Annotated in this window: 12 protein-coding genes and 1 other RNA gene; 4 read left to right on the top strand and 9 right to left on the bottom strand. The window is 65.0% G+C overall.

Annotated features, from left to right (window positions below; all coding sequences use genetic code 11):
- Window positions 1–6 precede the first annotated feature (6 nt).
- Window positions 7–1,053, bottom strand: coding sequence for a phosphate ABC transporter substrate-binding protein PstS (gene pstS, locus RBR29_RS00910; RefSeq protein WP_320346320.1), 1,047 nt, complete (start codon window positions 1,051–1,053; stop codon window positions 7–9).
- Window positions 1,054–1,171: 118 nt separating this feature from the next.
- Window positions 1,172–3,223: a polyphosphate kinase 1 gene (ppk1, locus tag RBR29_RS00905; RefSeq protein ID WP_320346318.1), complete on the bottom strand. Its 2,052-nt coding sequence runs from the start codon at window positions 3,221–3,223 to the stop codon at window positions 1,172–1,174.
- 98 nt (window positions 3,224–3,321) lie between these two features.
- Here ppk1 and RBR29_RS00900 point away from each other — a divergent pair, with 98 nt between their 5' ends.
- Window positions 3,322–4,812, top strand: coding sequence for a Ppx/GppA phosphatase family protein (locus RBR29_RS00900; RefSeq protein WP_320346316.1), 1,491 nt, complete (start codon window positions 3,322–3,324; stop codon window positions 4,810–4,812).
- A 67-nt stretch (window positions 4,813–4,879) separates the two neighbouring features.
- Here RBR29_RS00900 and RBR29_RS00895 read toward each other — a convergent pair whose 3' ends face one another.
- From RBR29_RS00895 to RBR29_RS00875, 5 genes are all read right to left on the bottom strand, one after another.
- Entirely contained in the window at window positions 4,880–5,629 is a 750-nt protein-coding gene (locus RBR29_RS00895; protein ID WP_320346314.1) for a GNAT family N-acyltransferase, read from the bottom strand.
- A 108-nt stretch (window positions 5,630–5,737) separates the two neighbouring features.
- Window positions 5,738–7,078, bottom strand: a complete 1,341-nt coding sequence (gene glmM, locus RBR29_RS00890) for a phosphoglucosamine mutase (protein WP_320346312.1) — start codon at window positions 7,076–7,078, stop codon at window positions 5,738–5,740.
- Complete coding sequence (gene folP / locus RBR29_RS00885; protein WP_320346310.1) at window positions 7,075–7,914, bottom strand: dihydropteroate synthase; 840 nt, start codon at window positions 7,912–7,914, stop codon at window positions 7,075–7,077. Before folP ends, glmM begins: the two co-directional genes overlap by 4 nt.
- Window positions 7,915–7,931: 17 nt before the next feature.
- Window positions 7,932–9,833, bottom strand: a complete 1,902-nt coding sequence (ftsH, locus tag RBR29_RS00880; protein WP_320346308.1) for an ATP-dependent zinc metalloprotease FtsH — start codon at window positions 9,831–9,833, stop codon at window positions 7,932–7,934.
- A gap of 96 nt (window positions 9,834–9,929) precedes the next feature.
- Entirely contained in the window at window positions 9,930–10,631 is a 702-nt protein-coding gene (locus RBR29_RS00875) for an RlmE family RNA methyltransferase (RefSeq protein ID WP_320346306.1), read from the bottom strand.
- Window positions 10,632–10,648: 17 nt separating this feature from the next.
- Here RBR29_RS00875 and RBR29_RS00870 point away from each other — a divergent pair, with 17 nt between their 5' ends.
- Complete coding sequence (locus tag RBR29_RS00870) at window positions 10,649–11,218, top strand: YhbY family RNA-binding protein (protein WP_320346304.1); 570 nt, start codon at window positions 10,649–10,651, stop codon at window positions 11,216–11,218.
- An 85-nt stretch (window positions 11,219–11,303) separates the two neighbouring features.
- On the opposite strand, the gene greA is transcribed toward RBR29_RS00870, so the two are convergent.
- A complete protein-coding gene (gene greA / locus RBR29_RS00865; protein WP_320346303.1) occupies window positions 11,304–11,780 on the bottom strand; it encodes a transcription elongation factor GreA in 477 nt (158 codons plus the stop codon).
- Between the two features lie 313 nt (window positions 11,781–12,093).
- Window positions 12,094–13,422, bottom strand: a complete 1,329-nt coding sequence (locus RBR29_RS00860; protein WP_320346300.1) for a solute carrier family 23 protein — start codon at window positions 13,420–13,422, stop codon at window positions 12,094–12,096.
- 138 nt (window positions 13,423–13,560) lie between these two features.
- Here RBR29_RS00860 and ffs point away from each other — a divergent pair.
- Both ffs and dnaX read left to right on the top strand, forming a co-directional pair.
- An RNA gene (ffs, locus tag RBR29_RS00855) (signal recognition particle sRNA small type) lies at window positions 13,561–13,658 on the top strand.
- Window positions 13,659–13,682: 24 nt separating this feature from the next.
- A partial coding sequence (gene dnaX, locus RBR29_RS00850; protein ID WP_320346298.1) for a DNA polymerase III subunit gamma/tau occupies window positions 13,683–14,901 on the top strand: 1,219 nt, incomplete at its 3' end.

The following is a 14,901-nucleotide window of genomic DNA, read 5'->3' as shown; positions in this document are numbered from 1 at the left end:
TCCAGCTTACTTCCAGACGGCCGATCCGTCCTCGCCGCGAATCTGTTCGGCCCAGACGCTGCGGATCTTGGCAGTCACGTCATCGGGCAGCGGCACGTAGTCCAGTTCGCTGGCCATGGTCCCGCCCTCGCGCCAGGCCCAGTCGAAGAAAGCCAGGACTTCACGGGCACGCGCAGGGTCAGCCTGCTTGCCATGCACCAGGATGAAGGTCGCTGCCGTGACCGGCCACGAATCCGCGCCCGGTTCGTTGTTCAGGACCAGGCCCATGCCCGGCGCCGCATCCCAGTCGGCATGCGAAGCAGCAGCCGCGAACGCCTTCTGCGAAGGTTGGACGAACTGGCCATCGCGGTTCTGCAATTGCGCCCAGGCCAGGCCGTTCTGATGGGCGTAGGCGTATTCCACATAACCGATCGAATTGGCCAACTGGCGCACGTAAGCGGCCACGCCCTCGTTGCCCTTGCCGCCCTGGCCGGTGGGCCATTTGACCGCCTTGCCCTGGCCGACCTGATCCTTCCAGGCGGGAGACACTTGGGACAGGTAGTTGGTCCAGCCGAAAGTCGTGCCCGAACCGTCCGAACGATGCACCACGACGATGCTCTTGGCCGGCAGATTCAGATCCTTGTTCAGGTCGGCGATGGCCGGGTCATTCCATTTCTGGATCTTGCCCAGGAAAATGTCCGCCAGCACCGGGCCGGTCAGCTTGAGCTGGCCTTCTTTGATGCCTTCGATGTTGACGACCGGCACGGTACCGCCGATGACGGCGGGGAACTGCACCAGGCCATGCTTGGCCAGATCGTCCGGCTTCATCGGGTCATCCGAGGCACCGAAATCGACCGTCTTGGCAATGATCTGCTGCTGGCCGCCGCCCGATCCGATGGATTGGTAGTTGATGCGATGGCCCGTGACTTCCTGGTATTTGGCGGCCCATTTGGCATAGATCGGATAGGGGAAGGAAGCACCCGCGCCCGTCAGGTCGGCGGCGTGCGCCGCGACGCCCGCAGCAGCCATCATCGTCAGGCCGGCGGCGCATTGCGTCAAAATTCGTTTGAACATGTCTTGAACCCTTTGTGGTTTCCAATGGTCGGCGGTTTCGGGCAGGCCCTGGACCGTCAGGACGACATGGTAAAGAGCGGAAGTGACAGTTTCATGACAAGCGGCCCGCGTGCCGATCTCACCCGAGCCTCGCCATCAGGTGCTGGTGCAGGTTGAACGGCGCGCGGCGGTTGCGCACGCGCAGGTAGCGGCCGTCGGGCTGGGCGGCCCAGGCCAGCTGGTTGTCCCGCCAGGCGAACGTGAAGGCCTCGTCGATGACCCGGCGCCGCAGGGTCTTGTCGAGCACCGGAAAAGCCAGTTCCACCCGGCGCAGGAAATTGCGATCCATCCAGTCGGCCGAGGACAGGTACAGCGGCTCGGCGCCATCCTGGTAAAAATAGAACACCCGTGAATGTTCCAGGAAGCGGCCGATCACGGAACGCACCCGGATGCGTTCCGACAGCCCCGGCACCCCGGCCTGCAAGGCGCAGGCACCGCGCACGATCAGGTCGATGCGCACCCCCGCCTGGCTGGCCTCGTACAGAGCACGGATCACCTCGGGTTCGAGCAGGGAATTCATCTTGGCGCGGATGCGCGCCCGTTTGCCCGCACGCGCGAATTCGGCCTCGGAACGGATCAGGTTCAGCACGGTCTCGTGCAGGGTAAAGGGCGACTGCAACAACAGTTTCAGTTCGCGGCGCGCGCCCAGGCCGGTCAGCAGGGAGAACACCTGGTCCATGTCCTCGCAGATCCCCTGGTTGGCCGTCAGCAGGCCAAAGTCCGTATACAGCCGTGCCGTGCGCGGATGGTAGTTGCCCGTGCCCAGATGGCCGTAGCGGCGGATGCGGCCATCCTCGCGGCGCAGCACCAGGGCCATCTTGGCGTGGGTTTTGTGCCCCACGACCCCATAGCTGACATGGGCGCCGACCTCTTCCAGGCGTGCCGCCCAGTTGATGTTGGTCTGTTCGTCGAAACGCGCCATCAGTTCGACGACCACCGTGACCTCTTTGCCCGCCCGCGCAGCCGACAGCAGCAAACCCATCAGTTCAGAGTCCTCGCCGGTGCGATAGATGGTCTGCTTGATGGCCACGACCTGGGGGTCCAGCGCCGCGCTGCGCAGAAACATCAGCACGGGCTGAAAGGACTGATAGGGATGATGCAGCAGATGGTCGCGCGCCGCGATGGCGGCGAACAGTTCATCGGGCCGTTCCAGGCCGCTGTCAAACGGCGCCGGCATGCGCGGCCGGAAGGCCGGATATTCCAGATCGGGCCGATTGACCTGATTGCACAGCTGCATCAGCCGCCCCAGGTTGACCGGACCGTTGACGCGATAGGTGTCGGCCGCCCCGAGACTGAATTCGCGCTGCAGGAACAATTCCAGATCAGGCGGCATGGCGTGCGCAATTTCCAGGCGCACCGACGCGCCAAAATTGCGCTGCGACAGTTCGCCCTGGAGCGCCTGGCGCAAGTTGGTGATTTCCTCTTCGTCGACGAACAGATCGCTGTTGCGCGTCACCCGCCACTGGTAGCAGCCCTGGACGTTCATCCCCGGAAACAGTTCACCGACAAAGGCGTTGATCAAGGTGGTGAGCAGCATGAACCCGTCCGGAATGCCGGCGATCTCGGCGGGCACCTTGATCATGCGAGGCAGCGCGCGCGGCGCCTGGACGATGGCAATGTGGCCCTCGCGGCCAAAGGCGTCCTCGCCGCTGAGGGCGATGATGAAATTCAGGCTCTTGTTGTAGACCCGCGGGAAAGGATGCGCGGGATCCAGACCGATCGGGGTCAGCAGCGGCATCACGTCACGGCGGAAAATGCCATGGGCCCATTCCCGCTGCAGATCGGTCCAGCCGGTCGAATAGATCAGGCCCACCCCGTGTTCCATCAGCTTGGGCATGACCTCGCCAGTCAGCAGGCGGTTCTGGCGATCCACCAGCGCGTGCGCGGCCCGTTGCACCCGGTCGAAGGCCTCGTCGGGCGTCATGCCGTCCACGCCCCTGAGTTCGGGGGTCTGGCGTTGCTGTTCCTTGAGGCTGGCCATGCGGATTTCAAAGAACTCGTCCAGGTTCGAACCGACGATACACAGGTAGCGCAGGCGTTCCAGCACCGGCACATCCATGCGCTCGGCCATGGAAAGAACCCGTTCGTTGAATTTCAACACCGACAATTCCCGGTTCAGGAGAACCGGCATGCCTTCGCCAGCCTGCATGCACGCCTCACAAATCTGTCATGGATCGACCACTATAATCGCACAGTGTGACATTTTCTGGTAAGGACAGATCCCTAGCCATGGACAACCGGCTCGCCTCGATCGACCTGGGCTCAAACACTTTCCGGCTGTCCATCGGACGCGTCGTGCGCCAAGGGGGCACCGTCCAGATCTACGCCGAGGACAAACTGCGCGAACTGGTTGCCCTGGCCAACGGCCTGGACGAACACCAGCGCATCAATGCCGCCACCGTAGAACAGGCCCTGGCGGCACTGCGGCGTTTTGGCGAACGGCTGCGCGGCTTTCCGCCTGCCAACGTCCGCGCCGTGGCCACCAACACATTCCGGGTGGCGCGCAATGCGGCCGAAATCCTGCCCGCCGCCGAACGCGCCCTGGGATTCCCCATTGAAATCATCTCCGGCCAGGAAGAAGCCCGCCTGATCTACCTGGGCGTCATCCAGGACCTGCCGCCATCGGACCAGCACAGGCTGGTGATCGACATCGGCGGCGGTTCCACCGAATTCATCATCGGCCAGGGCGACCAACCCCTGGAACTGGCTTCGCTGGAACTGGGCTGCACCACCTGGACGCGCCAGTTCTTTCCCCAGGGCCGCATCACCGGCGCCCGCATGCGGCAGGCGGTGCTGGCCGCGCGCGGCGCCCTCGAATCCATCGCCAGCCGCTACCGCCGCACGGGCTGGCAGGAAGCCTACGGGTCATCCGGCACCGCCAAGGGCCTGCTGGCCGTCCTGACCGAAAACGGTTTCAGCCCCCGCGACATCACGCTCGACGGCATGGAACGGCTGCGCGATGCCCTGGTGCACGCCGGCCAGGTCCGCCTGCAGGACTGGGCGGGCCTGAAAGCAGAACGCGTGCCGGTACTGCCCGGCGGCCTGGCCATCATGATCGCGGCCTTCCAGGAACTGGGCATCAGCCGGATGCGGGCCGGGGATGGCGCCCTGCGCGTCGGCGTGCTGCACGATCTGCTGGGCCGGGACTTGCAGCAGGACCGGCGCGACGAGACCGTGCGCCAGATGCGCAGCCGCTATCAGCTCGACACGACCCAGGCCGGCGCCGTCCGCCGCCTGGCGCTGCAACTGTTCGACCAGATCGGCCTGGAACCCAGCCCCGAGACGGACGAACTGCGCCGCGCATTGGGCTGGACCGCCGATCTGCACGAGATCGGCCTGGCCATCGCCCGCAGCGACTACCACAAGCACAGCGCCTACATTCTGGGGCATGCCGACATGCCCGGTTTTTCGCGCGATGACCAGCAACTGCTGGCGTTCCTGGCCCTGGGCCACCAGGGACGGCTGGCCAAGGTGCGCGACTACGCCCCCGACCGCGCCCGCTGGCTGGCCCTGTGCTGCCTGCGCCTGGCCGTCCTGCTGATGCGGCGCCGTGAACCGCTGGATACCCTGCCCCTGCGCCTGCAGGTCCAGGCGCAGCACGTCGGCCTGCAGGTCCAGTCAGAATGGCTCGCCGCCCGCCCTCTCAGCGGCTTTCAGCTGAAAAAAGAAGCCTCGATCTGGCGCAAGGCCGGCTTCTCGCTGGAAATCATCGAGCATTGACCCATCCGCAAGCCGCCGTCTGGCCGACGGAACACGATGGCATCAGCAGCGACCCGTGCGCGGCAGATCAGTCGATGCCGAAATGGCGCCGGTAACGGGCATCCAGCTGTTCCAGATCCAGCAGGATCGGAAAATCGGCCGTGTGAAAATCGGGGTCCCAGGCCGGTGCGCCACAGATCGTCGCCCCCAGCGCCAGATACCCCTTGATCAGCGGCGGTACCCGGGCGGGCAAGGTACTGTCCAGGCGGTCCACCGGATAGGGGTGCAAAGGCTGGACCTGCGGCCCGTGCGGGTTGCGTGCCATCAAGGCCCGCGCCCGACGCCAGACTTCCGATGCCGTGGCTCCTCCATCGCGCAGGCTGACGCTGGCGCAGCCCAGCATATAGCGGTAGCCCCCCTGTTTCATGACCTGGGCCAGCCCCGACCACAGCAGCATGATGGCCGTGCCATGGCGAAATTCCGTATCGATGCAGGAACGGCCGACCTCGACCAGCTGCGGGCGCAGGGCCGCCAATGGCGCCAGATCGAATTCTGATTCGGAATAGTAGCCGCCCGCCTGGCGCGCCGCTTCGGGCGTGAGCAGACGATAGGTGCCCACCACCCGCCCGGTGCCCGTTTCACGCACCATGAAATGCACGCACCAGGGGTCGAAACGATCCACGTCCCGATCGCCCACCGCATGGGGGAATACCGCCCCCATGTCTTCCGTGAACACGCGGAAGCGCAGGCGTTGCAAGGCTTCCAGGTCGGCCTGGGCATGCGCGACCGTCAGCGCCAGTCCGCCGACTTCAGCCCCGGGCCAATCTATGCGTTTCATCGATTCCGCAGACAGGGAAGGGACGAGAGCGAGCATGGTGAGTTCCCGAAAATGACGATATCGGGGATATTCTGCCGATGCTCTGTGTGAATCATGTGACAGCGGCGTTCAAGTCAGATTGACCGCCAGAAGCCGGCGCACGCCATCCTCGGCCAGGGCTTCGTCGTCGGCTTCGACCATGAGACGCAGTTTCGGTTCGGTCCCCGAAGCCCGGATCAGCACCCGACCCCGGTCCCCCAGCAGGGCGCGCACCGCGTCCGCAGCTTGTTGCAGGCCGGCATGCGCCTGCCAGTCCAGCCCGGGCGCCAACGGCACGTTCACCATTTTCTGGGTATACATGGACAGATCCGCCACCAGCTCCGCCAGGGATGCCCCTGCATGCCGCATGGCGGCCAGCACCTGCAGGGCCGCCACAATGCCATCGCCCGTGGTGTGGCGGTCCAGACACAGCAGGTGACCGGAACTTTCGCCGCCATACAGCCAGCCATGCCGGTGCAGGACTTCCAGCACGTAGCGATCGCCGACCTGGGCGCGCTCGAACGGGATGCCCAGTTCGCGCATGCGGCGCTCGAACCCGAAATTCGTCATCAATGTGCCGACCACCCCCTGGATGGGCTGCGTGCGGGCGCGGTCCTGGACAATGGCATAGAGCAGTTCGTCGCCGTTGAACAGGCGACCGGATGAGTCCACCATCTGCAGGCGATCGGCATCGCCATCCAGGGCGATCCCCAGGTCTGCGCCTTGGGCCGCCACGGCGGCCACCAAGGTCTCGGGGTGGGTGGCGCCGACCTTTTCGTTGATGTTGAAGCCATCGGGTTCGCAGCCGATCGCCGAAACTTCGGCGCCCAGTTCGCGGAACACGTGCGGCGCGATGTGGTAGGCGGCACCGTTGGCCGCATCCACCACGATCTTCAGGCCCTGCAGGTCCAGTTCATTGGGAAAGGTGCTCTTGCAGAATTCGATATAGCGGCCGGCGGCATCATCGATGCGCCGCGCACGGCCCAGGCCGGCCGAATCGGCACAGCCCAGCGGTTCGTCCAGCAGGGCCTCGATGGCGGCCTCGGTCTCGTCGGGCAGTTTGGTGCCAGCCCCGGAAAAGAATTTGATGCCGTTGTCGTAGTGCGGGTTATGCGACGCGCTGATCACGATTCCGGCCGCCAGGCGCCAAGCGCGTGTCAGATAGGCCACCGCCGGCGTCGGGATCGGCCCCGCCAGCATCACGTCCACCCCGGCAGCCGACAGCCCGGCCTCGAGCGCGGATTCCAGCATATAGCCGGAAATGCGGGTGTCCTTGCCAATGACCACGGTCGGCCGCCCGGAAGACACCGCGCCGCTCGCCAGCACGCGGCCTGCTGCATAACCCAGCCGCAGGGCGAATTCCGCATTGATCCGATCCCCGCCGACGATGCCGCGCACCCCGTCGGTCCCGAAATATTGACGTGCGCTCATGCACGGACTCCTTGTTCGACGGCCGCCCACACCCGCAGGGCATCTACGGTATCGGCCACATCATGGACACGCAGGATATGCGCGCCCCGTATCGCCCCCGCCAGCGCGGCTGCCACGCTGCCGCCCAGACGCCGGGACGCGGGACGCCCCGTGACCGCGCCAATCATGGACTTGCGCGACAGGCCCAGCAAGCTGGGATATTCCTGTCCGACCACCTGCGGCAACTGCCGCAGCAGGGTGTAATTGTGCGCTGCGGTCTTGCCAAATCCAAATCCGGGATCAAGCACGATGCGATCGGCGGCGACCCCTGCCTGGCGCAGGCGCCGCGCGCCCCGATCCAGGTAGTCATGGATTTCCGCGACCACATCCTGATAGACCGGCGCATCCTGCATGGTGCGTGGTTCGCCACGCATGTGCATCAGGCACAAGGCGCAATCTGCATCGGCCACGGCCTGGATCGCACCCGGCGCTGAAAAGCCGCCGATATCATTGATCATGTCGACGCCCGCATCCAGGACCGCCCGCATCACGGACGGCTTGCAGGTATCCACGGACAAGGGGACACCACAATCCCGCAGGGCCTCGATCACCGGCAGGATACGGCGCAATTCCTCGGCCACGGGAACGGCCTGGGCACCAGGCCGGGTGGATTCGCCGCCGATGTCGAGCAGGTCCGCGCCTTCGTCGATCAACAAACGCGCATGAGCGACGGCCTCGTCGGCCTGGAAGTGGGCGTTGCCGTCGGAAAAGGAATCCGGCGTGACGTTCACGATCCCCATGACCAAGGGGCGTGCCAGGGACAAGCGGAACCGCCCGCACTGAAGAAAGTCAGGCATAAGAAGCCGTGGTCGGGTCAGACCGGCGTCGCGGCGGGACCCTTGTCGCTGCTGGCAGCGGGCTGTCCAGCCGACGGCGTCTGCGGCGTGTCGCCCCCCGAGGACGGCGGCTGTGGCGCGCGCGGCGGACGGCCGGCCATGATGTCGTCGATCTGCTCGGCATCGATGGTTTCCCATTCGAGCAGGGCCTGGGCCATGGCGTGCATCTTGTCCTGATTGGATTCGATCAGCCTGCGCGCCACGCCGTACTGCTCGTCGATGATGCTGCGGATTTCGGCATCGACTTTTTGCATGGTGGCCTCGGACACATGCGTGGTCTTGGTCACGCTGCGGCCCAGGAAGACCTCGCCTTCGTTTTCGGCGTAGACCACGGGCCCCAGCGAATCGGTCATGCCATAGCGCGTGACGATGTCGCGGGCAATGGCCGTGGCGCGTTCGAAATCGTTGGATGCGCCCGTCGTCATCTGGCCCATGAAGACTTCTTCGGCGATGCGCCCGCCGAACAGCACCGCGATGGTGTTCAGCAGGCGTTCTTTATCCATGCTGTAGCGGTCACCTTCGGGCAGCTGCATGGTCACGCCCAGTGCGCGGCCGCGCGGGATGATGGTGACCTTGTGTACCGGGTCGGTCTTGGGCAGCAGGCGCGCCACCAGCGCGTGCCCGGATTCATGGTAGGCCGTGTTGCGGCGTTCTTCTTCGGGCATGATCAGCGAACGGCGTTCCGCGCCCATGATGATCTTGTCCTTGGCCTTTTCCAGGTCGGCCATGTCCACCGTGCGGCCATTACGGCGCGCAGCGAACAGCGCAGCCTCGTTGATCAGGTTGGCCAGGTCCGCGCCGGAAAAACCCGGCGTGCCACGCGCCAGCACGTTCGGATCGACATTCTGGGCAATGGGAACCTTGCGCATGTGGACTTTCAGGATCTGCTCGCGGCCACGGATGTCGGGCAGAGACACGACCACCTGGCGGTCGAAGCGGCCCGGACGCAGCAGCGCCGGATCCAGCACATCGGGCCGGTTGGTGGCAGCGATCACCAGCACGCCCTGCCCGGTCTCGAAACCGTCCATTTCGACCAGCAGCTGGTTCAGGGTCTGTTCGCGTTCGTCATTGCCCCCGCCCAGGCCGGCGCCGCGCTGGCGCCCCACCGCATCGATTTCGTCGATGAAGATGATGCAGGGCGACTGCTTTTTGGCGTTTTCGAACATGTCGCGCACACGGGCCGCGCCCACGCCAACGAACATTTCGACGAAATCCGACCCCGAAATGGTGAAAAACGGAACCTTGGCCTCGCCGGCAATGGCCTTGGCAAGCAAGGTCTTGCCCGTGCCCGGGGGGCCGACCATCAGCACACCGCGCGGAATCCGCCCGCCCAGACGCTGGAATTTGGTGGGATCCCGCAGAAAGTCGACCAGTTCCTGGACGTCTTCCTTGGCCTCGTCGCAGCCGGCGACGTCCGCAAAAGTGACGTTGTTGCTGTTTTCGTCCAGCATGCGCGCGCGCGACTTGCCAAAGCTGAACGCCCCGCCCTTGCCGCCGCCCTGCATCTGGCGCATGAAAAAGATCCACACCCCGATCAGCAGCAGCATCGGGAACCAGGAAATGAACAGGCTGGTCAGGAAAGAAGGTTCTTCGCGGGCCTTGCCAGAGACCTGGACGCCATTCTTGACCAGTTCGGGCACCATCCACAGATCACCCGGCGAGGTCAGGCTGTAGGAACGACCGGATTCCGGGGTCACGTAGATCGTGTCGCCCTGGATGTCGACCTTGTTGATGCGGCCGGCACGCGCGTCGTTCATGAATTGCGTGTAACTGACCGAATCCCCGCTCGTGACCGGGTGTCCGTCGAACTGCTTGAACACCGTGAAAAGCACGAGCGCGATCACCAGCCAGACCGCAACCTTGGAAAACGAGTTGTTCAAAGCCAACCTCCTGGGTAGGTACCGCTGCCAGCCCGCCCACTGCACATCGCGCCCGGCGACCCGCAATTACAACAAGCTGACAGATACGTCAATGTTTCATTCTACCTGAATCCGCTGCGCGGACGCAGCGTCCGTCGCGCCATCCAGGTCCTGGGTGGCCGGCGGTTTTTTCAGGCGGCGGCCCACCAGGAATGTCTCGGAAGATTCATCCCGCGAGGCCTTGGGCTTGCGTTCGACCACCCGGACGAAATGCTGCTTGAACAGCTGTACGATCTGCGAGAACCCGCTGCCATGAAAGGCCTTGACGATCAGCGCGCCGTCCGGCTTGAGGTGATCGCAGGCGAATTCCAGCGCCAGTTCGCAGACATGGGCAATGCGGGCCGAATCGGCCGAGGCCACACCGGATAGATTGGGGGCCATGTCGGAAATCACAAGGTCCACCGGCTGCCCCGCCAGGCGTTCGCGCAACTGCGCCAGCACGGCGTCCTCGCGAAAATCGCCCTGGATGAATTCGACCCCGGCGATGGGTTCCATGGGCAGCAGATCCAGCGCCAGCACGCGGCCATCGATTGCTCCGCCCGAAGCCAGCAGGCGTTCGCGCACGACCTGCGACCAGCTGCCCGGGGCCGCGCCCAGATCCACGACCACATCACCGCGCCGCAGCAGTTTTTCTGTGTCCAGGATCTCGGTCAGCTTGAAAGCGGCGCGGGCGCGGTAGCCCTTCTGTTGCGCCATTTTCACGTAAGGATCGTGAATATGCCGTTGAACCCAGGCTTTGGAGAATTTTTTCTTGGCCATTCTCGTACAATTCCAGTATGCCGAAACTCGAACTGACCTCTCAGCAGCGCAGCGCTTTGCGCGCCGCCGCTCATCCCCTGCATCCCGTCGTCCTGATCGGCGACCGTGGCCTGACGGCCGCTGTGCTGGAAGAAATCGACCGCACCCTGGCGGCCCATGAACTGATCAAGATCCGTGTCGCCGGCGCCGAGCGCGACGAGCGCGATGCGATGCTGACGGAAATCTGCGAAACGCTATCCTGCGCCGCAGTGCATCATCTCGGCAAAACGCTGATTATCTACCGACCCGATCCGCTTGCGCAACAAGCAGCCCAGGCGGCAGAAAACACCACCCGGGCCGTGCGCCGGAAATCCGAACCCTATGTGCCCAAGAAACAGGCGGCGCAAGCGCGTGCCGATCGCCCGGCGGGCACGGGCCGCAGCGACACCGCAAAAAAACCGGTCGCCGCAGCCGATCGCAGGCCACGCACGACCGAAGACCGCTCTGCCGGCAAGCGCCCTCGCCCAGTCCATGGCATCCCGCGCCGCAGCGGCGGCAGCGCGCTGTCCCTGCGTGCCGGGGCCCGGCGCGGACGCACAAGCCGGTAATGTTCTGAACAATCCGCCTGGCCAGTCACCGCCGCGCGCCCATCACGGGGGGCACACCTGCCCGGCGCACTGGCCACCGCCAGCGTCATTCGTAGCTGACTGAGCAGACTTCGTATTCGCGCACACCGGCCGGGGCGCGGACTTCGACCACATCGCCTTCGCTCTTGCCGATCAGCGCCCGGGCCACCGGGCTGGATACGGAAATCATATTGGCGCGAATATCGGCTTCGAGGTCGCCGACGATCTGATAGGTCAGGCGTTCTCCCGATTCCAGATCTTCGATCTGTACCGTGGCACCAAAAACGGCCTGGCCGTTGACGTCCAGATCGGCTGGATTGATGATCTGGGCATTGGACAAGGTGCCTTCCAGTTCCTGGATGCGGCCTTCGATGAAGCCCTGGCGTTCGCGCGCGGCATCGTATTCGGCATTTTCGGACAGGTCGCCCTGGGCTCGCGCCTCGGCGATGGCGTTGATGACCTCGGGGCGGTCAACGGTTTTCAGGCGGTGCAATTCGGCCCGTAAGCGTTCTGCCCCGCGAGCTGTCAAAGGGATCGCAGACATGGTTCTGACTCAAAGTAAAAGACGCCCCATGCGCGGGGCGCCTGACAACGAAAGAGAGGGGGCGAAGTGTGGTGGTTCCGGCCCGCTGGGGGCTGCCTGGCATCTGCGCCCGATCCGGGCTTATCCAGGATGGTGGCGGTTGGTACCCCCCGCATCCCGACCAGGTGGCCTGCCGGCTCGCCCGTGAAAAACCCCGGCCGGAACCGGGGTGTGTTGAGTTATTGTGGTCAATCCAAGGGAAAAAAGCAAGCCCCGCAATGGCCTCGGAATGCCGAGGCTGCACCGGGATCTCCGGTGCAGCCCGGTCCTGCGTTCAGATCGCAGCCAGCGATTTCTTGCGCCCGCGCAGCAGCGCATGCAGCAGGATGGCGCCAAACGTCGCCGTGCCGATACCGTCGAGCTTGAAACTGCCGATGGCAATGGAAAAATTGCCCGCGCCCAGGATCAGTGTCACGGCGGCGACGATCAGATTGCGGTTGTCGCTGAAATCGACCTGGTTGACCACCCAGATGCGGGCACCGGCGATGGTGATCATGCCGAACACCACGACCGACATGCCCCCCAGCACAGGGCCGGGGATGGCCTGGATGACCGCCCCGAACTTGGGCGAGAAGCCCAGCATCAGGGCGACCAGTGCCGCCACCACGAATACCAGGGTGGAATAGATTTTGGTCGCGGTCATCACACCGATGTTTTCCGCATACGTGGTCACGCCCGTGCCGCCCAGGGCACCGGACACCATCGTCGCCACACCATCGCCCACAAAGGCGCGGCCCAGGTAGCGGTCCAGATTCTGGCCCGTCATGGCGCTGACCGCTTTGATGTGGCCCAGGTTTTCAGCCACCAGAATGATGGCCACCGGCGCAATCACGCTGATGGCATGGGCTTCGAAGACCGGCGCGGTCAGCTTGGGCAGTCCCAGCCAGGGGGCGGCGGCGATGGCGGAAAAATCGATCGGCTGGCCCAGCCCCAGGCCATTGGCCAGGATCACATAAAACACGCAGGCCACCAGCAGCCCCACCAGGATCAACAGGCGCTGCATCAGGCCGCGCGTATAGACCGCCACACCGCCGACGCACAGGACCGTCATCAGCGCCATGGCCGACTCGAACAGCGATCCGCCCATGGCGCCCTTGGCCGCAATGGGTGCCAGGTTCAGGCCGATCACGGCCACGACGGCGCCGGTGACCACCGGCGGCATCCAATGATCGATCCAGTCCGCACCGCCGCCTGGCCGGGCATTGAGCAGCATGGTCAGCAAGCCGATGCCGGTGTAGATCAGCCCACAGACGACGATGGCCCCCAGCGCCACCCCCATGTTCAGGTTCGGCCCGCTGCCCGCATAGCCGCTGACGGCGATCACGCCGCCGATGAAAGCAAAACTGGAGCCCAGGTAGCTGGGCACCCGTCCCCCGACGAACAGGAAAAAGATCAGGGTACCCACCCCTGACATGAGGATGGCCATATTGGGATCGAAGCCCATGATGAGCGGTGCCAGGATGGTGGAACCGAACATGGCCACCACGTGCTGGGCGCCCATGGCCACGGTTTGCGGCCACGCCATGGTTTCGTCGGGCTGAACGACCGCGCCATCGGCGGTGCCGGAGACACGACGCCACTGCGGGAAATAGGAAGTTTTCATGAAGGGAGCACGGCTGCGGGAAAGCCGCCCTGGAAGAAATGGTGGAAGGGTGAAATTTCGCCGCAAGTGTACGGCGGTCTTTCGTGCGCCGGCAAGACGGGGACGCGACAGGTCGCCGAACCCTGCTAAAATCCCCAGGGCGGGCCCCTTCGCATGGTTCGGCGGTGAACCTGGTCAGGTCGGGAACGAAGCAGCCACAGCCGCGCGGAACCAGTGCCGAAGTCAGGCTCGCCTTTCCTTTTCCCCCTCCAGGGCGGCCTATGAGCTATCTCGTCTTGGCGCGCAAATGGCGCCCCCGTTCATTCGATACGCTGATCGGCCAGGATCACGTGGTGCGGGCCCTGACCCACGCGCTGTCGTCCGGCCGGCTGCATCATGCCTGGCTGTTCACCGGCACGCGCGGCGTGGGCAAGACCACCCTGTCGCGCATCCTGGCCAAATCCCTGAATTGCGCCCAGGGTGTCACCGCCACCCCCTGCGGCCATTGCCAGGCCTGCACGGAAATCGACGCGGGCCGCTACGTGGACTACATCGAACTCGACGCCGCCTCGAACCGGGGGGTCGACGAAATGACCCAGCTGCTGGAACAGGCGGTCTACGCGCCATCGTCGGGCCGTTTCAAGGTCTACATGATCGACGAAGTCCACATGCTGACCGGGCATGCGTTCAACGCCATGCTGAAAACCCTGGAAGAACCGCCCGAGCACGTCAAGTTCATCCTGGCGACCACTGATCCGCAGAAAATCCCGGTCACGGTGCTGTCGCGCTGCCTGCAATTCAACCTGAAACAAATGACGGTGCCCGCCATCGTCGGCCACCTGCAGGACATCCTGGCCCAGGAATCCGTGCCGGCAGAACCCCAGGGGCTGCGCCTGATCGCCCAGGCCGCCGCCGGTTCGATGCGCGATGCCCTGTCCCTGACGGACCAGGCCATTTCCTTTTCGGCCGGCAACCTGACGGCTGCCGCCGTCGGCGAAATGCTCGGCACCCTGGACCAGCGTCATCTGCTGGATCTACTGCGGGCGCTGGCCGCCGCCGACACCCCCGGCATCCTGGCCGTGGCCGACGACCTGGCCGCACGCGGCCTGTCGTTCCAGGCCGCGCTGGGCGACCTGGCCGTGCTGCTGTCGCGGGTGGCCATTGCCCAGCGACTGGGACATGCCCAGACCGACGATCCACTGGCCGAAGACATCACGACGCTGGCCGGCGCCCTGACGCCCGACGACGTGCAGCTGTTCTACGCCGTGGCAGTACACAGTCGCCAGGAACTCGCCCTGGCACCGGACGAGCAGGCCGGTTTCATCATGGCCTGCCTGCGCATGCTGGCCCTGCTGCCGGAAGGCCGCGTGCCGCCCGTGATCATGGGGGCGCCTCCCGTCGCCCAGCCCGGCACGGCTCCCATGACCAGCGCGCCTTTGCATAGTGAAACCGCGGCCAAGGCAGACGCCACCCCCGTCGAGCCCCCCGCCTGGGAAGCCG

Origin of the sequence: Castellaniella sp., assembly GCF_034007085.1 — a bacterium.
Taxonomy (GTDB): Bacteria; Pseudomonadota; Gammaproteobacteria; order Burkholderiales; family Burkholderiaceae_B; genus Castellaniella.
The sequence above is the reverse complement of the archived record's forward strand: the minus strand, read 5'-3'. Positions and strand labels throughout refer to the sequence as shown.